This is a genomic window from Lederbergia citrisecunda, from assembly GCF_018343695.1.
Lineage (GTDB): Bacteria > Bacillota > Bacilli > Bacillales > Bacillaceae_C > Lederbergia > Lederbergia citrisecunda.
In genome coordinates this window covers 4,312,511-4,335,904 of sequence record NZ_JAGYPJ010000001.1, presented here as the reverse complement: position 1 = coordinate 4,335,904, position 23,394 = coordinate 4,312,511, and the positions used below count along the sequence as shown (strand labels likewise).

Genomic DNA, 23,394 nt, shown 5'->3' with positions numbered 1-23,394 from the left:
TCCGTTATTTTAAATGTTATAAACGAAAAAAAACTGCCGAATAATCTCGACAGCACTTTATTATTTTCAAAATATTAAACTGTTATTTCTGTAAAGCCCATTTGTTCAGAAATAAGCCTGCATTGTTCTTTTAAAAATTCTCCAATCTCTTGAAAATGGATGCTATGAAGATCGTTACGGACACCAGTAATACTTAAAGCAGCTATAACATTCCCTTTGTCGTTAAAAATGGGGGCCCCTAGACAACGAACTCCTACTTCGCCTTCTTCGTCTTCAATTGCATAACCCGTTTCACGAACATTAACAAGAAATTTCTTAAACAATTCAGGTGAAGTAATAGTATTTTCTGTAGCTCGCACCATAGGGTTATTCAATAAAATCTCGTCTAACTCTTTTTCGTCAATATAGGCAGCAAGTACTTTGCCTACCGCTGATGAATGAATAAACATTGATTGCCCAATCTTTGTATCAAATTGAACAAATGTAGGGCCATTGACCTTTTCGATGTAAACAGCTCTACCATTACTCAAGGTAGCTAAGTGAACTGTAAATCGTAACTGCTGGGCTATTTTTTCCATAAAAGGATGAGCAACTCTACGAATATCATATTTGGACTTTGTTTCAATTCCGATATTATATAACTTCATCGTTACTCTATACCGGCTATCATCTACTTTCTCAACGTACCCCATTGTTTCAAGAGTAGACATCATCATAAACACGGAGGTCTTAGGTATACCCATTTGTTCATGGATATCTGTAATTCGTAGGGGCTCTTCTGATTTCGAAAGCTTTTCTAAAATCAGCAATCCTTTCTCCAATGCCGGTACATTGTACTCCTTTTTTTTCTTCATATCAGTTCATTGGCCTCCAATTAACATTCTTTTCACAGTATTAAATATCCGTTCTGTATGCTGAATATAATATAAATATAACATCGGTTTAAACAAGCGTCAACGCATAATAATACTATATTTTACCATTCGATTAAGTTTACAAACAATTTAATATGTAAAAGGATTACAAAGTATTTTATAAAAAAAGTATGCTAGGCTAAAAAAACCTAGCATACTTTAATTATTTACTAGATACTACTATCTTTTTCAGATCCTGAACGTAATTCATTAATGTTTGCTTTACCTCAAATGAAAGATCATCTTGCTTTGTCTTATTGTCTAGTTTTTTCATGAAATCATCAGCTGCTTTTATAGCTTGATTGTTTTGTCCTTTAGCAAGATGATGTTGAATTTGTTCGGCTGCATTTCGTAGTTGGGATATTAAAGGTTGTTTTATGTCTCCAGAAGTTTCGTATAATGCCAACATTTTAAGCAATGTTTCTGGATTTGGCTCTGCGGCTCGGTGAACGTTAATCGTGTATGTTTTTTCTGTCACTCCATCTTCCGCTGTTACAGTTATCGTAACGATATTCGGACCAACAACTAAGTTATCTCCACCTTCCACTACGACTGTTGCATGCTCATCTGCTTTCGTATAGGAGACTGTTACCGAAGTGATATCGTTCGGCACTGCTACATTGTAACTAAGCTGGCTGGAATCAAAACCTTCAACTGTAACTCCATTTACTTGTAGGTCACTTAAGTCAGCATTTGATGATAGTTGTTCCACTTTCTTTAAGACAGGGAAACTATTATTTTCATCAATTTCCCATATATTAGTGAAATCCCAGCCTGTAAATGTTGCTTTTTGCATTAATTCCACCGTTGTTTTTCCAATTCCACAATCGTTAATAGCCAATCCAGATCCACAAACTTTTGGTGTTTGTTCTGCAGTATCGATGTTCCAGTAAGAGTCGATGACTTTACCAGCTGCAATTTCTGAAATAAACCCACCTGAAACTGGATTAGTCGTTGTTAAAATTTTTACCGTTCCAGTAAAATACGTTCTATTGATTTGAAGTTGAATGCTACTTGAACTACTTTGCATACGACCGACAAATCCGCCCGTTACGTTATTTCCAGTAACATTAGCTTGTACATAACTATCATAAATACTTACGCGAGTATCACCGACTAACCCACCGATGTTTTTCCCTGAGCCATAGATTTCACCAGTCACAAAGGTATTACGAATTTCCCCGTCACCATCCATGTAGCCTGCCAGAGCACCAACATAGTTTTTCCCTTTTACATTGACGTTTGTTAAACCAATATTTTTTATCGATCCTCCCCATGTTACATAACCGAAGAGACTGGCAAAATCAGTGTCAGATCGATCAATTGTCAAACCGTTTATAACATGGCCGTTTCCATTGAAATTACCGATAAATCTTGATTTATCAACCCCTATCGGCATCCAGCCCTTCCCATCTTCTTCACTAAAATTCGTTAAATCGATATCAGCTAATAATTCATAATATGCTGTTTTATCAAGTCGCATTTTATTAAGCTCTTCAGCTGTCCTGATTTTGTAAGGGTCATCCTTTGTACCAGAACCGGACATAAGGGCGGCTTCACGATAGATATTGATTGTGTAGTTTGCAGTTGTTACTTTATCGGCTGCCGTAACTGTGACGACAAAGGAATTCACTTCACCTGCTTTTAATGCCGATTCACCAGTAATTTCTATTGTTGATTTTTCCTCCATCGGAATCGCGCTGATAATCGCATCACTTACACTATAAGGTACATTAACGTTATATACATGTGTCCCTGGCGAGAATCCTCTTATTGTATCTCCATTTATTTGAAGATCATTCAAATTAGCATTGGACGATGCTGGTGGAACGGATCCACTTAATAACGGATAATCTTGCCCCTCTTCAATCTGCCATATAAAATTGAAATCCCAATTCTCTTAGGTTGCTTGCTGTTTCATTTGTGCCGTCGTTTTCCCAATACCACCAGCACTGTTTGTTTGACCTGATGCATCCATATCCCAATAGGAATTTGTAATAGCCCCTACCCCATTATTGTCATTTCCAATGAGACCTCCAACGTTAGTAGAACCCGTTACTTTCCCTGTGGAATACGTATTTGTCGCAGAGCCCGTATAAAGGCCAATGAGCCCGCCTACGTCACTGTTTCCAGTTACATCTACTCGAGTATAGCTATCGGATACAGGCCTTGATATTTGTCCGCCTAGTCCTCCAACATATCTCGTTCCCTTTACCGTTCCTGTCGAGTAACTAGACTTGATAGAACCTGTTCCACTCATATAAGATACAAGTGCACCAACATAATTTTTTCCTTCTACATTAACGTTTTCTAATGCAACGTTTTTAATTTGCGCTTCATTACCGGTATAGCCAAACAATGCGGAATGATCAGAATCTGGTCTTTTTATCGTAAGACCGTTAATGATGAAGCCATTACCGTCGAATCCTCCAGAAAAGCGGTTACTTCCCGTCGTATCAATAGGAAGCCAACCTTTACCGTCCCCTGCATCAAAAAATGTCAGGTTCAAATTCGCCCCAAGTTTGTATTGTGCAGCTGGATTTTTTCGAATATTATAGAGATCCTGCTCTGTCATTACAATGTAAGGATCTTCTACCGTACCAGAACCCTCCATCACTGCACCCGGATCAGGTTTTAAGATTCTTGATTTTATCGTAAAAGTGTCTCCAGAAGTTCCCGAACTACATTGAAAACTTTCATCTTTATGTGATGGTCCGCAAACAAAATTACCAACGATTTCATCATCTTTAAAATCAAGTTTTAATGCGCCAAAATGATAAAAACGTTCAGCGGACCAAGTAGGCGGTGTGCAATTTTTAAACTTACAATCCGAGTCTTTATCAATTGATAATGTTGAACCACCAGTCCCTACAACTACATGCATAACGCCGTGAGTTTTTTCAGGAAAGGTGCGTTCATAGTGATGATCATGAGCGATTAAGTTCAATACAAATTTCGGATATTTTTTCGCCAAACCATCCATGAGATCAGCAAGTTCGGGATTACTTCCGTGATAGCCGCTGGAATAAGTCGGTCTATGACCAAATGTTACGATAAATTTAATATTGTTATCACTTTCCGCCTGTTCCATGATGACTGCTGCTTCTTTTGCCCAGCTAGACCAAGACGAACTTCCGAAAGGTTCAGGGAAAGCAATAAATCTCGTATTCCCATAATCGAACCAATACCAATCTCCTGGAATTCCTTTCGTTGGAGTATTGTCGTTCATCCCTTTATCCACTTGTGGATTTGGTAAATCGAAGCGTCCTTTATAATTCGTTAAATCGTCAAAAGCACTTTGCCATTCATGATTTCCCCAGTTAGGCATATATGGTATTTCCTTACTCCAAACCATGACATCATTGAAATGAGCATTAACGGAATCTTGTCCTTCTTGATCCCCATATGTAAAATCTCCTAATCCTAAATAGAGATCAGCATTTAGAGACGCGATGAGCTCATTTACAAATTGAGCATTATTGAATCGAATTGCTGCACCGACATCTCCTGTTGTAACGATTGAGAATCCTGAGCTTCCTGCCTCAGGTGCAGTATGAAATGTGTAATCCTTCCCGTCATCGATCGTATAGTGATAAGTCGTATTCGGTTTTAACCCAGTAATTTTTGCCTCTCGAAAAAGACCGTCTACAGGCGTTCTAGGTCTTACGATTGGATCCCCTGCTATTACGGATTGATCGTAATGATTGGCCGTTTCACTAAATCGAATCGTATCTGGACCGTTTACCCAATCAAATGTTACAGAGTCAGGACCCGTTATCGTGTAGTGAATTTGTTCAGCTGGTGGAAACTCAGCTGCTTGGGCTTCAGGAACTTGTTTGGTCTGAACGATTCCTGGCAAGTTAACGAGTACCGTAAAGATAAAAGCAACTAATGCAAAAAATCTTACAGAGCGAATCTTCATTTATACACCTCCGAAAATTATTACGTACCAACATTTACTGTACTAGGAAAATATTAATTTGCTTTCTTACCTCTATTAATAGGGTGTTAATTTTTGGTTAATATCTCGTTGTGGTTTGATTGAAGATAATGTTGAAGTGAACAAGTATGATAGAAATCCCCAATCATACCCGTATTAAAACGAGCATGAAATTGGGGATAATCAACTAGTTTCATAACTTATGAAGTTTATTTCGACCAGGCCTGTATTAGAGCTTGTACAGCTTTATTAAGGCTTTCTTTAGCATTCAGAGCTACGTTCTTCTCTTTCGGTGCATTATTCAAATGCTTTTCGAAATCCTCTAGCTTTTTAACTGCCTGTTTATTCGAACCTTTGTTATATTGATGAATTGCCTGATCAAGGCTATTGCTCAATTGATTTACGAGCGGGCCATTCACTTTACCTGAATCAATATATCCATCTAGTAGCTGCTGCAATGCTTCTAATTCAGACACTTGAGGCTCATCGTCTCGGTATTTACTATAATCAAAATATCTTACGTGATGTGAAGTTCCAGGTGTTACGATAAATACTTGTGATGGATCATGTGGGTTCATCTCTACATCTCTCACATACGGCCATGACAAACCTTCATTTACTTGCTGCCACGTATCACCGCCGTCAACTGTTAACCATGCTCCAATTGATTCAGGAACTCCTCCAGAGATCCACACATTTGCTGATCCAGCAATGATAATATTCTCATCTTGTGGATTTACATCAAAACCTCTGATGAATTCGTCTTCAAAGATTTTTTCCCATGTTTCACCGCGGTCCTTACTACGGTAAAGTCCAGGCGAATTGTAAGCTTCCCAGTCCTCATTTTGGTATGGTCCAATCGCAACAAAAACGTGTTCAGGGTTTTGTTTTGAAACGACAATCTTCTGAACTCCTTCAAATTCAACTCCGCCGATTTGCTCCCACGTAGCACCAGCATCAGTGGAACGGAAGAATCCATCAGAACCACCTGCATACACATAATTACCATCTGTAGGATCAACCGCCGTAGCAGCCGTACGGTCAGGATTGACATCCCAAGTTTCATTTCCGTCATACTCATAAGGCTCTTTGCCTGTAGCTTCTCTCATATCCAAAACTGGGTTCCATGTTGCACCATCATCAATACTCTTATAAACGACATCATCCGCTACAACATATAAAGTACGGTTATTCACTGGGCTTGTCTTATCTAGTGAAAGCCCACGTATTGCCGCTCCATTTTGGTAATTATTCCATCTTGGTGTAGCAGATTTAGGGAGTCCTTCATGAGATTCACCCCAACTCCCATTAGCTCCGTAATCAGTACTTTTTACTAGAATTTGATCAACATAGTAACCGCCAAGGCCAGCCCATACAACATTTTCACGATCTGGATCTGGCAAGATCGCTTGTGCTTGGCCACCTATTCCTTTCCAATCGCTTACAAAACCATCTTGGTTCGAGTGTTGCCAAGATCTACCGTTATCCTTACTCCTCCAAAATCCGATATCTGCGTTACCTGTATAAATAATATTTGGATTGGCTTCACTAATTTTAAGCGTAAAAGATACGACGTTACTTACACCTGTTGTCGTATACCATTTTCCTTCTTCATCTGTGCGTGAAGTGGATGCTGCCGATTTAAAACTTCTTGCTCCATCATCGGATCTAAATACCCACTGAGAATCGACCCAGAAGTATGAATCTGGATTTGCCATAGATGCTGCAATCGTCTTGACGTAAGCTGGAGAAGTAGAATAGTAGTGATGAATCGCACCTAATTCAAACGTTCCAGGAGTTGATGCCTCAGCAATAAGCTCAAAACCATTCTCAGCCTTATCTGAATGGTACTCATACACTTTCGGGTAATTTCTCTCTTGTTCCATTGGCTTTGTATCTGACCAGCCACGAATGTCGAACAATCTAACGACTGAATTTTCTTTTTCCTCTTTTACTTTCACGATCCCAAATGTATTTGTTAACTTCTCCCAACTCCAAGCGCCATCGCTGAACGTTCCTTTATAAAGTCCTGTGCCAGGGAGATTTAAGTTTCTTCTATTTCCTTTCGAAACATAAATTACATTCGGATCGACCGGATCCATTTCAAAGTCCGATACATACCTCATAAATAGCGGTTCTTCGATTGTGCCGGCTTTTTGGTAGGTCGCTCTATATTCTCCGTTTGTATGCAAGTAAAATTGTTGTTGCCCATCAGTGTCATATAATGGTAATCCTAAACCATTATCACCACCATAGGCTGCGTATGAATGCATATCCCCAGCAACAATCTTCCAATCCTTACCACCATTTACAGATCGATAGATAGAACTTTTCGGTCCCTCATAATATAATCCGCTTTCTTCTGTAAATTGATCAGGTTGAGAAAGGATGTAGACATTATCTGGATTCGTATAGTCGACTACGATTTTTTGGACACGCATATTTTCATTAAATTTCACTAGCTTTCCATCATTGTCGTTTTCATTTAGAAATACTTTTACAGGATTCCACGTTTCACCTCTGTCTGTTGTCTTGAAGATAACAGCATCAGTACCTTCCCAGTTATGATGAGCAGCCGCATATCCGATGTTCGGATTTGATTTAGAGAAAGTCATTGACGTAAAGTAAAGCAACGCGCCGTCCTCTGCATCACTCCACTCGTAATGCACATCACCAAGTGGATCCTTGTATTTCGTTCCAATTTCACCTGGTTTTAAATCCCTAACAACTTTAAACGTCCCCGTTCTCTTCCAAGGGTCCCAATCTTCCGATAGAATTGGATAAAACTGATGACCGCCGTCGTCACTCTTGTACATAATATCTTCCGCTCCGATGAAAACGACATTCGCATCATCTGGAATGAAGCCAACCATACTTGTGTGGTTATGATATACAAGTCCATTCCAAAAGCCTCTGTTTTCCCATGTTTTCCCGTTATCATAGCTAAGGTATGGACCTGATAAATCCGATGCCGCTACTGCAATACCATATGGATATTTTTCACTTGCAGGTCCCGCTCCCACAGAGAAGAACGCTCCACCAGCACCTGGCTCCACCATTTGCCATTGATCTGGATTTTGAAAATCTGTGCTAAAATTTTTTCCTTCCGCTGCAACCGGATGCGAATCGAAGGGTATATGAGCTTGAGCAACTAGCCCAATTGCAAGTAGGAAAGAAGTTACTTTTAACAGCTTTTTCTTCATTTGTTTCCCTCCTATCATTTGCTAAACTTCATCTAACTGAACCTTTCATAAACCAACCTTTTATGTAATCATCATCACTCCTTTAAACTAGACAAAGAGGTATTATTATTTGTAAGCGCGTTCATATCTAAGTTCAATATATTAATTTAATATTCATTATATTGAATACATCTTTAAATTACCATAATATCATACGGTAATCATGGTAAAATAGTCCCGTTTCTTTCATATTTAGATTTTCACTTCTACGTAACGAACAAAAAAACGTAGATTAATGTAATCTACGTTTTTAAACTTCACTGATTACTCCCCGAATGAACGAACGCTTAGTTAGTCTGTCCTTGTTCATTTTTTTGCTAAATGAGACTAAGCAATATTATTAAACAGCTTTACACTGACATTATTGTAAACCATTTCCAAGTCGTGTGATACGCTTCTGCTGCTATGGTCGGAAACAATTCTCTGGCCCTATAGAGCTTTCCAACTCCAGCCTCGAGATATACAGACGACGTGTAGTCCGCCGTCAGGATCTCATTCAGGATTTCTTCCGCATCATACGTTCTCCACTGGGGAATTCGGATATTCCCATGAACTAAGATTCTTTGTGCGTGGAGTGTTTGTTAAGACTACTTTCGAAGAGACGTCAAGGTCTCTATAGCCGTTTTCATCTTCTTTGAATGCATCTTCATTATCTTCCTGTTGTTCTGTTACCCCATCTATAGGAAGCATCTTGATTCCTTTGGAAGTGATTGATATACCGGACTCATTGACATCTATAACATGGTAGCTGCTCACAACCCAGTCGGTATATTTTTCTGTGTATGTTTCGGCAACATTGTTATATTGTCCGTATAGAGTACCGAACTCATAGCCAGCTGTTCCGCCGGTAATGTATGTTGTGCCTGTTCCGGGAATGGTTGTCACCTGATTGTTATTCATAAGTTTTGTACGTAAATAGAGGTGGTCGTGTCCAGAAAGAACAACGTCTATTCCACTTTCGTCAAAGGCGTCAGTAACGGTCTCCCAATATCGTGGCTGTGCAAACCTTCCCATATATGGGCCCTGATGCATTGCGACAAATCTCCACTTTTTGTCATTCATTTTCAGTACGGACTTCATCCAGTCAAGCTGTGCTTTAATCGCTTTATCGCTGAAAAATGAAAAGCCTTTGTCACCTGTTTCGTCAATATTGCTTGTGTTGTCTGAATAGTCAAGTACGAAGAAGATAGCATTGCCGTATTCAAAGTAATATGTGTTACCGTCAAGGCGTTGCTTAATTGCGCCTGTTACAATAGGTTCCAAACCTTTTGTTCCCGCCCCCTGATAAGCCGGTCCGTTCTTTGGTACGTTAATACGGCCTTTGGCAGTGATCATATAGGGGTCAATCGATTCCCAGCTTCCGGTTATTCGTAGATTGCCTTCATACTCGTGATTACCTGTGGCAGAATAATATGGAGTGTTATACAAGTATGGCTGCAGTGCGTTGTAGTAAGCGTCCCATTCCTTGGTGTCAAATCCGTAGTCTACATTGTCGCCTGTACTGAGAATGAAGTCTAGATTTGGATGATTATTAAAGGCAGTTTTTACTGCTCGTCCCGTATATTGCTGGTACTTTCTATAAACGGTTTCAACATCAATACCACTTCCCTGTGAGTCGGTTATCCAGAGAAATGAGAATTCATTCACATCTGCTGCAGGCGTTCTGAAGCTTGGTGGGTTGACCGTATCAGTGACATTCACACCCCCATCTCCAACGGAGTAAACGTATTCTGTGTCCGGTTCAAGAACGCCAGATACTGCCTTATGGCTAATGATAGGTGTGAGTTGCACTTCATTTTTATATTGACCCGTAAAAGTCTTGTACAAGTCTCGCTGATCAATCAGAGTAGAGTCACCAATTATCGTGTAAGTGAATGCACCGTTAAAGCCATCTTTTTTCGCATAATTAAGTACCGAGTTATGAATTGTCATATCTGTGGTCACCCAGTTGAATCGCGCCTTCACTACTCCATTTTCCGTCATGCCAAAGAGGAAAGTTACTGATGTAGGGATAGGGCAAACCGAAACTTTCATAAAACTCACCTCCTTCTAAGTTTCTAAAAAATACCCTTTAATAAGTCCATTTATCATGGTGATATCATCTTATATATATTGATTCATTTTTGAAGAATAGGGAAAAACAACGCAGATTAATTCTAATCTACGTTGTTTTATAATCGCAGCTTTCTACCACGTGTTGAGCAACTCATTTACCTGTTGATTTAATTTTTCCTTCGATTCATTGGAACCATGTTTTTTCATTGCTGGATTGTTAAGGTGTTCTAGGAAATCTTGCATTTTCTTCGCAGCTAGATTAGTAGAACCCTTGTTTAATTGATGCTCCGCCTGATCCAATTTATTTTTCAATTGATTTACAAGCGGACCTGCCAAATCACCAGATGAGATAAAGTCTTCCATCATATTTCGGATTGCTTGAATGCTTGGAATATCCTCTTCCGGTTCTTCACCATCTTCGTCATTCTGAAGCATTAAAATTGGATATCCTGTTTTTCCATCCATTTTCCATGCATTATCGAAATCCCAATCAACATATGTTTCCTGCTTTTTCATTTCTTCCGTAGATTTACCGATTCCACCTGCACTGTGATTAAGAGTGGAAGCCTCTATATCCCAATAGGAAGAAATGATCTCAGGAGATCTGGAAACAGTTCCGATTAATCCTCCACCGATTGGCGACACTTTCCCTACGGAGTATGCATTAATAAGCTTACCTCCATTAAGAGCTCCAATCAGACCGCCAACTGAAGTACCTGTACCTTTTACATCCACTGCAGCAGCTATATTCGTAATTATCGGATCATATGTTTGTGTACCACCTATTAGTCCACCTACATTATTGGCTCCTTCAACTGTACCCGTAGCATACCACTTATCGTATGTCCCTCTTTGACCTGAGCTCGGATTCAAATACGACGTTACCGCTCCTACATAATTGCGACCTTTTATATTTACATCTTCTAACAAAATATTTAAGAGAGTCGCAGAATAATAGATATATCCGAACAAACCTACGTGGTCCATCTCTGGACGATTAATAGTCAGCCCTTTTATCTTATAACCATTGCCGTCCAAGGTCCCCATGAATGCTCCACCGCTTGTGCCATCGGAAATTGGCATAAATCCTTTTCCGTCATTGTCTTTATCATAATTTGTAAGGTCAATATCCGCTCCAAGCTTGTAATACGCTCCCTTATCTCGGCGAATCCCATCAAGATGAATTGGCGTCATGACGATATATGGATTATCTTTCGTTCCGTCACCTTCCATAATTTCCTCGGGTTTTAAAATATATGGACCTCGAACAATCAAAAGGATGTATAGATGTTTTGTTCCATCTTCAGCAGTAACCCTCATAGTAACGGTATTATCACCTACACTAAGGTTTTTCAACATTCCGTTTTCCAATTGGACGTTGCCTAAAGCTTTCGTTTCTAACGTTGCACTTGGGTCATCTTTTATAGCAGAAAAAGATAAGGATGTCGTTTCGTATGGTACTTGTACTGTGTAATTTAGTCGTTCTTGTGAGAAACCTTCCACCTGTTTTCCATCTACTGTTAGTTCGCGTAAAAATCGATTTGAAGATGCATCTGAACCATCACGGATGATAGATACGTTGTATACTAGTTCATTTCCGTCTCGCGAAATGACCTTTATTTGAACAAGATTTTCACCATTATTTAACTTTCCTGCACCAATAATTTCTACTGAACTGTTATGATCAGCTAGTAGAATAGCAGAAACTATTGCTTTATTTTCATTGTTTCGAACGGTAATGTCATAGTCTAATTGGTTTGGATTAAAATTACTAACTTGCTCACCATTTACCTGCAAGCTAAGTAAACGCTCATTTGCTTTGGAATCTAGACGCAAAACTTTGAGACGTGGATAGTCTTTTAGTTCGTCAATTTCCCAAACCATTCCAAAATCCCAGTTTGCGAATGTTTTTTGTTGCTGCATGTCCTTTGTTGTTTTACCTTCTCCACCAGCAGACTTCGAAGGGCCTTTTTCATTGTCCCAATATGAATTCACAACCGCACCTGTTGAAGTTGAACCAATTAAGCCGCCGCCATTAGAAACTTCTCCAGCTGCATAAGTGAACTTAATATTTCCAGCCGCAGCAGAAGAGGAAGTTCTTCCTACCAATCCTCCTACATTGGATGTTCCTTTAACATTTACAATGGCGTAACTGTTGAAGACTCTTGAATGTTGAAGATCTCCGACTAATCCGCCAACATTGGACGATCCCGACACTTCTCCAGTAGCGTAACTATTTTCTATCAAACCGCCACTACTTGAATTCATAAGACCGGCAATAGCCCCCACATAGCTTTTACCTTTAATATTTACGTTTTCTAAACGGATATTTTTAAAGGTTGGGTTTGACACAAAACCAAATAACCCTACATTATCCTGATCACGATTAATCATTAATCCTTTTATAACATAACCATTACCATCGAATGACCCGGAAAAAATGTTATTACTGTCGCCAATTGGCTTCCATCCTTGTCCATCACCAGCATCGAACTTGCTTAAATCAATATTTGCTCCAAGCTGGTAATGTGCAGTAAGATTATTTCTAATCTTATCAAGCTGTTCTGCAGTCATTACGATATAAGGATCTATAACAGTTCCTGTGCCTTCAAAGTCAACTCCTGATTTTGGCGAGGCACGATGCACATTAATTGTATAGACTTCCTGTTTACCAGTTTGTGAGGTTACAGTCAAAGTTACTGTATTATCCCCTTCCGCTAAGTTGTCCCCACCTTGAACTTCAAGTTTTGCATTTTCACTCGATTGTAGTGCTGCCGTTACGTTTACTGATGTAGTAGTGCTCGGTACATTTACCTTATATTCAAACTGATTTGGTTTGAAACCATTGACGGCCCTACCGTCCACCCTAATGTCACTTAATGATGTGGAGTCGTCTTTCTGGGTGTTTCTACTTTTAACTGTGAAATTATCAACGACTTCCCCAATTTCGCAATTAACATCATTCGTTCCTCCACCCGGAGGTCCACACACGAATTGCCCCTTAATTTCATTTTCCTTAAAGTCTAGCTTCACGACCCCATAATGGAAGAAACGTTTTGCAGACCAATCTGGTGCGGGACATTTTTTCCATAAACAATCATCATTTCCTGGAATATGAAGACCTGCACCACCTGCCCCAGAAATAATAGTGACTACACCGTCGGTTAAATCTTGATTTGTTCGCTCATAATGGTGATCGTGACCACTTAAATTTAATACAAATTTAGGATATTTATTCGCCAAGTCCCTTATGATATTTTGTAGACTCATATCACTATCACGGTAACCCGTTGACCACGCCTGTCTATGCGTTAATGTGACAATGAAATTAATATCCGGATCATTTTCAGCCTGTTCAAATAGTGGTTCAGCATGCATTTTCCAATTGTTCCAAGTGGATGATCCCGCATATGGCTCCGTCATAGCAATAAAACGGGTATTCCCATAGTCGAACCAATACCAGTCCTTTCCGCAACAACTAATAGGTGGTGCAGTTGGTTCCGTTCTCGAGTTGGGCAGATCGAAACGCCCTTTATAATTTCGTAGATCATCCCATTGCTGAACATCCCATTCATGATTGCCCCATATTGGCATAAACGGAATTTCTCGACTCCACTCCATTACATCATTGAAATATTGATTAACGGATTCTTGTGAATAATCAGGTGGCCCTGCATTCGCATATGTATAATCACCAAGACCAATATACATATCAGGCTGCAAATCCTTAATTAATTTATTCATTGGTACGGCTGAATCATAATTTGCTGAAGATCCGATATCCCCTGTTGCAACTATTGAGAAACCGGAGCTTCCATGTAATGGTGCAGTTTTAAATGTGTAATCCGGACCATCTCCAATGGCGTAATGATATTCAGTTTCTGGTTCCAAATTCATTAATTTAGCTTCTCTCCATGGTCCAGGTGAAGATCGCGGGATAATATCTGGTTCTCCCGCCCTCACTTCATGTTCATACTTACTCGTCTTTCCGTAACGAATAACATCCGATCCTTTGTGCCAGCTAAAAGTTACAGAGTTCGGACCTGTTATCGTGTAATGAATTTGATCCGCTTCGTCAGCAGCATAAGCTACTTCAGGTTCACCAGATGGTACGAAGATTTGTAGATTTGTCAATAAAAGAGTGATTAAAAAAATCCTGAACATCATTAAACCTACGTTCTTCTTCATGAACATCCTCCTCCACATAATTAATACATTCTAGCCTAAACTCTACTAGTAAATTATTAATTTCATTTCAGGTATTTGTTAATATTTTGCTAATATCTGGTAAAGATCTTGATGTGGACGAGTAAAGTAGGAGAACCCGTTTTTTAAAACTAGGTTCTCCCCTGATTAATATTTTCATAGATGAATAGCCAAATTTTCTATTTTGACCATGATATTATTAATTCTTCCGCAGCCTTTGTAAGCTTTTCTTTGGCATCTGAAGATACATTTTTTTGTTGTGGGGCATTATTCAAATGCTTTAAGAAGTCTTCCATTTTCTTAACAGCTTGCTTATTCGAACCTTTGCTAAATTGGTGAATGGCTTGCTCAAGACTGTTTCTCAATTGATTAACCAATGGACCATTCACTTCTCCAGAAGCAATATATTGGTCGAGTAATTTTTGCATCGCCTGCAACTCATCAACCTTGTACTTACTAAAATCAAAATATCTTACATGGTGTGACGTACCAGGCGTAACAATAAATACTTGGGATGGATCATGCGGGTTGAACTCTACATCTCTAACAAATGGCCATGATAATCCTTCATTTACTTGTTGCCACGTTTTTCCTCCATCCACCGTTAGTAAAGCTCCTTTTGATTCTGCCGTACCTCCGGACATCCATACATTGCTAGAACCTGCCATAATGATGTTCTCATCATGTGGATTAACATCAAAACCTCTTAAGAATTCATCTTCCAAAATTAATTCCCAATGTTCCCCTCTATCACTACTGCGATATAATCCCGGAGAACTAATAAGTTCCCATGTGTCCTCATCATAAACCTGTCCAATTGCTACATAGACATGCTCCGGATTTTGTTTGGAGATGACAATTTTTTGCACTCCTGCAAATTCATCCCCCCCAATTTGTTCCCACGTAGCTCCAGCATCAGTTGAACGGAAAAATCCATCTGCTCCACCTGCGTACACATAATTTCCGTTCGTATGATCAACCGCTGTGGATGCCTGACGATCAGCTCGGTAATCTGACTGATACGGATACTGAGTCTTGCCTAGTACAGCTCTCATATTTAAAGATTCCGACCAAGTTTCACCATCATCAACACTTTTGAAGACGATATCATTAGCTACCACATACAGAGTCCGGTTGTTCGTCGGACTTGTTTTATCAACTGAAAGTCCTCGAAGCGCGTCCCCAGTTTGGCTTCCTCTCGTGTTTGCCTTAGGAAGTCCTGTACCTGAACTTTTCCAAGTCCCAAGTTTTCCATAGTCAGTACTCTTAATCATGAGTTGTTCAACATATGCTCCGCCTAGTCCAGCCCAGACTACATTCGGGCGTTCAGGATCGAGTGCAATCGCCTGGGCTTGTCCCCCATAATAAACCCAATCAGCAATATAGCCATGCTCATTGGCATGTTGCCATGATCTTCCGTTATCAAGGCTCCTCCACATACCAATATCAGCGTTTCCGATAAATACAATGTTCGGGTCCGCTTCACTAACTTTTAATGTGAAGGAAACAACGTTACTCACTCCTGTTGTCGTATACCACTTGCCATCCTTATCTTCGTGATGAACAATCGAACCGGCTGACCTAAAATTTCTAGCCCCATCATCAGACATATATACCCATTGACCATCACCCCAATAGTAAACATCTGGGTCCGCCAATGATGTGGCAATCGTCTTAGAATAAGCACTCATAGAAGAATACCAGTGAGTAATTCCCCCAAAAGTAAAATTGATTGGTGATGCCACTTGTGTCCATGTTTCTCCAGCATCTGTCGATTCCCAAACTTGAGGATAGGATCGGTTTTCTGGATTCGTATTCGCTTCACTCGTTCCTTCCCAACCATTGAAAATAATACGTCTAACAATGGTCTTATTCGGATCATTGTCAACTGCTTTCAACTTAATAGCTCCGATTCTACTATCTAAAAGCTTCCAAGTTGCCCCACCATCCGTACTTTTATATACACCATTTCCAGGAATGCTCGTACTACCTCTAGCTCCTTTAACGACATATAGAACATTAGGATCAACGGGATCCATTTCGATATCCAGCATATTTCTAACAAATCTTGGTTCAGTTATAGAACCGCTATTCCTAGTAGTCGCTACAGCCTGTCCAGCACTACTCACTGTATAAACCGCAGAACCATCATTATTATATAGAGGAATTGTGCTAGTAATATTGTAAGTAAGCATATCCCCGCTAACTAGAGTCCAAGTCACTCCGCCGTCCGTCGACTTATAAATCGCATTTTGCGGTCCTCTTCCAGCACCCCTTGATCCGGTAAAACCGTCCGTCTGTGAAAGAATATAAACGTTATCAGGATTCTTATGATCCACTACTATTTTTTGAACTCTCTTATCTTGATTAAATTTTATTAGCTTTCCTTCTTGATCATATTCATTAATAAAAGCTTTAACCGGTGACCAAGTTTCCCCTCTATCTGTCGTTTTTAAAATAATTGCATCCGTACCTTCCCAATCACCGTGAGCCGCAGCGTATGCGATATTCGGATTAGATTTAGAAAAGGTCAGCGCTGTAAAATAAAGGAGACCACCATCTTCAAATGGAACATCTGCCCAACGGTCATGAACATTTTGAAGCGGATGTTTATATTTAGTACCAAGCTCGCCTTGTTTCAAATCTCTTACCACTTTAAACGTTCCGGTTCTTTTAAAAGGGTCCCAATCCTCTGATAAAATAGGATAGAACGTTTTCCCTTTATCATCACTTTTGTACATCATGTCTTCAGCGCCAACGAAAATTGAATTTTCATCTTCAGGGTCAAATCCAACCATACTAAAATGAGTGTGGCCAATTATTCCTTCCTCTGTCCCCCTTGTTTCCCATGACTTTCCGTTATCATAACTAATATACGGTCCAGATAGATCTCCTGCTGCTACAGCAATACCTGTAGGACCTGCACCAACTGCAAAAAATGCTCCACCAGCACCTGGCTCAATCATCTTCCATTGATCAGGCTTTTGGAAATCATTATCCGAAGAGACCTTAGCTGGCTCTGCTGAAGCAACCCCTGTGACCAACTGCAACATCAATCCGATTACAAGCAGGAAGGATGTCAGCTTAAATGGATATTTATTCACTTTTTTACCTCCATTAAAAAAGTTATAGTTAACTAGTTTTTTTAATTAAACTCGAATTAATATATTCAGTGTTTAACATATCTTATTTGTACTTACTCGTTTACTTTGTACCATCTATGCCTTTTCACAATAGGCATAGATGGTTTAAAACATTTATTATTTTGAATCTAACTGTTTTACTAGACTCTGAATATAATCTATTAAAACTTGTTTTACTTCTGGAGATATTTCTTTTTGCTTCGTCTTGTTATCTAACATCTTCTGGAAATCATCCAAGCTTTTAACCGCTTGCTTAATTTGTCCTTTTTCCATATGATGTTTTATTTGTTCTGCAGTGTTTCTTAATGGAGAGATTAACGGTTGCTTTATGTCCCCAGACGATTCGTATGCATTCAACATCTGCAGCAATGTTTCTGGACTAGGATTTTGTGGTTCTTCAGGATCTACTGGATCTTCCGGCAATCCATACTTGTGATAATCAAAAGTTCTCACATGGAAGGAAGTTCCCGGTGTTACAATAAATACTTGTCTAGGATCGTGTGGATTAAATTCAACATCTCTCACCCATGGCCAGGACAACCCTTCGTTCACTTGCGTCCAAGTGGCTCCCCCGTCTACTGACAACAATGTACCGCTTGAGTTAGGAGCTCCTCCAGATATAAACACATTCGAAGAACCTGCGATGATAACACGATCATCTTTAGGATTTACAGCAAAACCTCTCAAATAATTATCTTTTAAAAGTTGTGTCCAAGTTTCCCCGCGGTCAGGACTGAAAAATAACCCTTGATTGGATCCATATGCTGCAACATATACATGTTCAGAATTTTGTCGTGATACGACAATCTTCTGAATCCCTTTCAATCCAGTTGGTCCCATTTGCTCCCAAGTTTCACCTGCATTGGTTGAACGGAATAAACCGTCCGGTCCTCCCGCATAGACAAAATTCCCGTCCGTTGGATCGACCTCTGTTGTAGCCTGACGATCAGCAGATAAACTATTAGTGTAGTTAAAAGGAGGTTGTGTCCCCCTCATATTTAATACTTCTGTCCAATTGGCACCATCGTTAACACTTTTGAACACTTTATCATCCGCTACAACATATAATGTACGATTATCCTTTGGGCTTGTACGATCGATAGACAGTCCACGTAATGCTGCACCAGGTTGAAAGCTATCGGATCTTTTCTCCTTTGGAAGTCCACTGTGGGATTCAACCCAAGTGTTTAGCTTCCCGTATTCTTCACTTTTGACTAAAACTTGATCTTCATAGTATCCGCCAAGACCAGCCCATACGACATTCGGGCGTTCAGGATCAAGTGCAATGGCCTGTGCCTGACCTCCATAATGTCCCCAGTCACTTAAAAACCCAGGCTGGTTCGCATGCTGCCAAGAGTTTCCGTTATCCAAGCTTCTCCATAAACCAATATCAGCATTTCCGGTAAAAATGATATTTGGATCGGCTTCACTGATTTTTAAAGTAAAGGAGACTACATTACTAACCCCTGTAGTCGTATACCATTTTCCATCCTCATCCTCGTGATGAACGGTCGATCCCGCTGATCGGAAACTTCTGCCCCCGTCATCGGACATATATACCCATTGATAATCTGCCCAATAGTATACATCCGGATCAGCCATAGATGTGGCAACAGTTCTCGAGAAACCGCCATTTGCATCGTACCAATGCATAATGGCACCGTACTCAAAATTCGTCGCACCGGCTACTTTTTCCCAATTGTCTCCCGCATCAGCAGATTCCCAAACTTGAGGGTAATTTCTATTTTCTACATCTAATGAAGCTTCATCATTACCCTCCCAGCCACCAATGACGATACATCTTACAATGGTCTTGCTTGCATCGTTATTAACCGCTTTTGTTTTGATTAAACCGATTTGACCGTTGATTTTCTCCCAAGTTGCTCCACCGTCCGTACTTTTATAAGTACCAGACCCTGACATCGAAGAATCCCAGTACACTCCTTTTGTAGCATATAGAACATTAGGATTCACTGGGTCTATCTCGAAGTCCATTACATGTCTTTGTAACACAGGTTCACTGAAAGTAGAGCCTTCCGAGTATGATGCGGCTCTACCATTTTCAACAACCCGTAAACCATTTTCATCAAACTTAGGCATTTCTTCATCAATTTCACTATAAGTTACAAGGTTATCTGTCCCACCATTTAGAACACGCCACGTCATTCCACCATCAGTCGACTTATAAATCGCCGTTTGAGGTTTCCCCCATGTAAAGTGATCGTCCTGAGTAAGGAAATACACATTATCTGGATTCTGATAGTCAACAATGATTTTTAAGATTCTTTTGTCCGCGTTAATGACTAAGCTATTGCCACTTCCCTCATTGACAAAAGCCTTAACTGGAACCCATGTTTCTCCTCTATCCGTTGTCTTAAATATCATCGCATCCACCGAATTATAAGTGCTATGAGCTGTCGCATATCCAATGTTAGGATTCGATTTGGAAAAAGTCATAGCCGTCCAATAAAGCCTATTTGCAGAAGAAGTCGGGTCTTTATAACCGTCCTTTGAACCCCTTACAACTTCAAATGTTCCAGTCTTTGTTGAATTATTCCAATCCTTTGACAAAATTGGATGAAATGTATAGCCTTTATCATCACTTTTGTACATCACATACTGTGAACCAACATAAATAAGATTTTCATCTTCTGAATCAAATCCAACCATACTTAAATGAGCATTATGAGTTATCCCCTCAGCTTGTCCCCGATTATGCCATGTTTTACCGTTGTCATAGCTGATGTACACACCAGACAAATCGCCTGCGGCTACTGCAATTCCAGTAGGACCTGCTCCGATTGTCATGAATGCTCCACCCGCTCCAGGCTCAATCATCTTCCATTTATCTTGTTCCTGACCTTCAATTGATTGTGCTGAAGAAGGAGTTGCCGGAAAGCTTGCTATTAATTGAAAAATAAGGCCGAAAATAAGTAGAAAAGCAGAAACCCTAAACCGCTTTGTTCTCATCAAATTCCCCTCCACCCTTTATTTAGTTGTGATAGGACCCGACGTTCATAAATACAAATCCAACTCGGCACTTCAATATTTGCTCATGATTTTCTACCACTCCCCTCTATGAATAGGCAATGTTGTAAAAATAAAATGTAAACGCATTCAATTTTAAGTTTTGTATGATGACTATATTTTCTGTATATAGAACTATATTTAAAAATATCACGAATGCGCAATAACGAACAAGGGTCTTTATTCCTATTCATCGGTATTTGGAATTTATTTTCTGTAGAATAAACAACTTCAGCCTTTTCTTTAAAAAACTAAAAGCCCTCGATTGTCTTTTTCAATCAAGGGCTTTTAGCATTGATAATTATGTCAGAGAAGAATATAGGAGAATTAATTTAATGAGATAAACGGTCGAAATGTATCCTAAGGAACTATTATAAATTCATCTTTTAATATTATTCTTCACTTTGATTTGATTGCTGATTTTTCCTTTTAACTTCTTCTATATTGGTATCACTGTAAATCCAAGTTCCACGTCCTCCAGTTGTTTTCGCGAGTAATTCCTTTACTTCATTATAAGACATGCCTGAACGCTCGTTGGCCCTTTTTATAGCATCAATGTTTGTTCCAGCGACAGTGAATGTATCTTGATGGTTACTTTTGTAGTTCTCCTTCATATTAGACACCCCTCATTGTTGTTTGAGAATATGTTCTCCCATATAATGAGATTTAGTCTTAGTTTAATCATCCGGAGGGAGAACAATGGGGAAAAAAGTTTTAATCACAGGCTTCGATCCATTTGGTGGAGAAAAAATAAATCCCGCCCTTGAAGCAGTTAAGCAATTAGATGGTACATTCATTGAAGATATAGAAATTATTGCACAGGAAGTGCCAACTGTGTTTCATGAATCCATTAAAGTCGTCAATAATGCCATAAAGCAGCACCAACCTGACGTTGTTATATGTGTTGGACAAGCCGGCGGTCGGACTCAAGTCACTCCTGAACGTGTCGCCATTAATATGGACGATGCACGGATTCCTGATAATCAAGGCAACCAGCCGATAGATGAACCTATTGAAGAAGATAGCCCAGCTGCTTATTGGACGACATTACCTATTAAGCGTATCGTTCATGAAATGAAAAAAGCAGGAGTTCCAGCAGCAGTTTCTAATTCCGCGGGAACATTCGTATGCAATCATCTGTTTTATGGAGTTATGCATTATTTAGAACAAAATGCACCGAATATTCGAGGAGGATTTATCCATATTCCATTCATACCGGAACAAACGCTTGAAAATAACGCTCCTAGTTTAAGCCTCGAAGTAATCGTGGAAGGCCTTAAAACGGCTGCTGTTATTGCGGCTAAGGAAAAAGAAGATATTCGCGAAATCGGTGGGACGACACATTAGATTTTAGGAGAGGTTCAAGTGATAGAACCTCTCCTTTTCTTATAAATTTGCTACCTCTATAAACGAAAACAATACTTTAATACCGATCCTAACTTGTAGACCTTTTTTACTTCCCTACCCACCTCAAACCTTTCGGGTAATGATTTTTCAATACATCTCCTGCCAGCTTTCCCCAACCAACAGAGAAGCCGTCCACTTCTACTAAGTACCATCCTTTTGAGCCTTTTACCGCTAAGGATTCTCCTCTTAAATAGGATTCAATTTCATTAGAATCCTTACCTACACACCAAGTATGCCTTACTTCTTCTCCCTTTAAAGACAAAGCTAGCGCGTGGGATGGTTCGAATCGGTTCTTTTTATTCGTCCCTAAATGCCATCCAGGACGAAGCACTTTCAAATTTTTCAAAGAGAGTGTGCCGCCCGGAAGCATATATAATGAGTCGCCAAACAAAATAAAATCACCTTTTGGAGATTCGATAAAGGTTTCTTTTGCAAACTGAACATAATCCTTTAACAGCTTTTGATCCTTTAGAACGTCAACGTATTTCCTCTTAAATCCTTCATCTCCGTCTACTTTTGTTAAAACAGCGATAAAATGACCTTCTCCCTGTAACTTATGTGGCCAAAGACGAAACGTTTTATCGATGTCTAAAGCGCCTTCCGAAACCCAGTCCTCCCGCCCTTCTCCAAAACCTTCATAGGCCACAACACTTTCAATCTTAAACCTTGAATCTTCCTTCAAAAAATGACTGATAACCCCTTCATTTTCTTCTGGCGAAAATGTGCAAGTGGAATAGACGAGCCTTCCCCCTAGTTTTAGCATATTTCCAGCATGCTTCAAAATATCAAGTTGGCGACTTACGCATAAAGCAACATTTTCCATGCTCCATTCAGCGCAAGCATTCGGATCTTTTCGAAACATTCCCTCCCCTGAACACGGGGCATCGACTAAAATTCGATCAAAATATGCTGGAAATCTTTCTGCTAATCGTGCAGGCGTTTCATTCGTAACAACGCAATTTTTAATCCCCATCCGTTCAATGTTTTGCGAAAGAATTTTAGCACGTGCCGGATGAATTTCATTAGCAAGCAGGAATCCTCTTTGGTTCATTTTTGCAGCGATATGCGTTGTTTTCCCACCAGGAGCCGCACATAAATCCAGCACCTTCTCCCCAGGTTGTGCATCTAACATCTCTCCCACCGCCATGGCACTCGGCTCCTGTATGTAATACAACCCAGCCTCATGATAAGGGTGCTTCCCCGGTCGTTCTTCATCTTTATAGAAAAAACCTTCCTTTACCCAAGGGATTTTATCTAAAGCAAATGGGCTTATTTCTATGAAATGATCTATCGAAACTTTTAACGTATTTACACGTAATCCTTGCTTCTTTGGATCTTGATAACTTTTATAAAAATCTTCATACTCATCTTTTAATAGATCCTTCATTTTCACTAGAAAATCTGAAGGTAAATTCATGGTCTTCACCTCAAATACAAAGTTACTTTCTAAAAAAATAACA

General features: G+C 39.7%; 11 protein-coding genes. 1 reads left to right on the top strand and 10 read right to left on the bottom strand.

Annotated features, from left to right (window positions below; all coding sequences use genetic code 11):
- Positions 1–74: 74 nt before the first annotated feature.
- From KHA93_RS21155 to KHA93_RS21115, 9 genes are all read right to left on the bottom strand, one after another.
- Positions 75–854, bottom strand: a complete 780-nt coding sequence (locus KHA93_RS21155; RefSeq protein ID WP_213112527.1) for an IclR family transcriptional regulator — start codon at positions 852–854, stop codon at positions 75–77.
- 223 nt (positions 855–1,077) lie between these two features.
- A complete protein-coding gene (locus KHA93_RS21150; protein WP_213112526.1) occupies positions 1,078–2,718 on the bottom strand; it encodes a cadherin-like beta sandwich domain-containing protein in 1,641 nt (546 codons plus the stop codon).
- 96 nt (positions 2,719–2,814) lie between these two features.
- A complete protein-coding gene (locus tag KHA93_RS21145) occupies positions 2,815–4,836 on the bottom strand; it encodes a metallophosphoesterase (protein WP_213112525.1) in 2,022 nt (673 codons plus the stop codon).
- A gap of 227 nt (positions 4,837–5,063) precedes the next feature.
- Positions 5,064–8,057, bottom strand: coding sequence for a WD40/YVTN/BNR-like repeat-containing protein (locus KHA93_RS21140; protein ID WP_213112524.1), 2,994 nt, complete (start codon positions 8,055–8,057; stop codon positions 5,064–5,066).
- Positions 8,058–8,609: 552 nt separating this feature from the next.
- Positions 8,610–10,130 (bottom strand): purple acid phosphatase family protein, encoded by a 1,521-nt coding sequence (locus KHA93_RS21135; protein ID WP_213112523.1) that lies wholly within the window; start codon positions 10,128–10,130, stop codon positions 8,610–8,612.
- A 153-nt stretch (positions 10,131–10,283) separates the two neighbouring features.
- On the bottom strand, positions 10,284–14,339 hold the full coding sequence (locus tag KHA93_RS21130) for a cadherin-like beta sandwich domain-containing protein (RefSeq protein ID WP_213112522.1): 4,056 nt from the start codon (positions 14,337–14,339) through the stop codon (positions 10,284–10,286).
- Between the two features lie 197 nt (positions 14,340–14,536).
- Positions 14,537–17,461 carry a sialidase family protein gene (locus KHA93_RS21125; protein ID WP_213112521.1) on the bottom strand — a complete coding sequence of 975 codons (2,925 nt, stop codon included), beginning with the start codon at positions 17,459–17,461 and terminating at the stop codon, positions 14,537–14,539.
- A 156-nt stretch (positions 17,462–17,617) separates the two neighbouring features.
- A complete protein-coding gene (locus tag KHA93_RS21120; RefSeq protein ID WP_213112520.1) occupies positions 17,618–20,470 on the bottom strand; it encodes a WD40/YVTN/BNR-like repeat-containing protein in 2,853 nt (950 codons plus the stop codon).
- A 449-nt stretch (positions 20,471–20,919) separates the two neighbouring features.
- Entirely contained in the window at positions 20,920–21,141 is a 222-nt protein-coding gene (locus KHA93_RS21115; RefSeq protein WP_213112519.1) for a gamma-type small acid-soluble spore protein, read from the bottom strand.
- 85 nt (positions 21,142–21,226) lie between these two features.
- Between KHA93_RS21115 and pcp the strand changes: the two genes are divergently transcribed.
- Entirely contained in the window at positions 21,227–21,874 is a 648-nt protein-coding gene (gene pcp, locus KHA93_RS21110; RefSeq protein WP_213112518.1) for a pyroglutamyl-peptidase I, read from the top strand.
- 106 nt (positions 21,875–21,980) lie between these two features.
- Here pcp and KHA93_RS21105 read toward each other — a convergent pair whose 3' ends face one another.
- Positions 21,981–23,351 (bottom strand): RsmF rRNA methyltransferase first C-terminal domain-containing protein, encoded by a 1,371-nt coding sequence (locus tag KHA93_RS21105; RefSeq protein ID WP_213112517.1) that lies wholly within the window; start codon positions 23,349–23,351, stop codon positions 21,981–21,983.
- Between the last annotated feature and the right edge of the window lie 43 nt (positions 23,352–23,394).

Excerpts from the sequence above, each read along its gene's own strand:
- KHA93_RS21115 (WP_213112519.1), bottom strand. The coding sequence starts at position 21,141 with ATGAAGGAGAACTACAAAAGTAACCATCAAGATACATTCACTGTCGCT.
- KHA93_RS21145 (WP_213112525.1), bottom strand. The coding sequence starts at position 4,836 with ATGAAGATTCGCTCTGTAAGATTTTTTGCATTAGTTGCTTTTATCTTT.
- KHA93_RS21155 (WP_213112527.1), bottom strand. The coding sequence starts at position 854 with ATGAAGAAAAAAAAGGAGTACAATGTACCGGCATTGGAGAAAGGATTG.
- KHA93_RS21105 (WP_213112517.1), bottom strand. The coding sequence starts at position 23,351 with ATGAATTTACCTTCAGATTTTCTAGTGAAAATGAAGGATCTATTAAAA.
- pcp (WP_213112518.1), top strand. The coding sequence starts at position 21,227 with ATGGGGAAAAAAGTTTTAATCACAGGCTTCGATCCATTTGGTGGAGAA.
- KHA93_RS21120 (WP_213112520.1), bottom strand. The coding sequence starts at position 20,470 with ATGAGAACAAAGCGGTTTAGGGTTTCTGCTTTTCTACTTATTTTCGGC.
- KHA93_RS21135 (WP_213112523.1), bottom strand. The coding sequence starts at position 10,130 with ATGAAAGTTTCGGTTTGCCCTATCCCTACATCAGTAACTTTCCTCTTT.
- KHA93_RS21140 (WP_213112524.1), bottom strand. The coding sequence starts at position 8,057 with ATGAAGAAAAAGCTGTTAAAAGTAACTTCTTTCCTACTTGCAATTGGG.
- KHA93_RS21130 (WP_213112522.1), bottom strand. The coding sequence starts at position 14,339 with ATGAAGAAGAACGTAGGTTTAATGATGTTCAGGATTTTTTTAATCACT.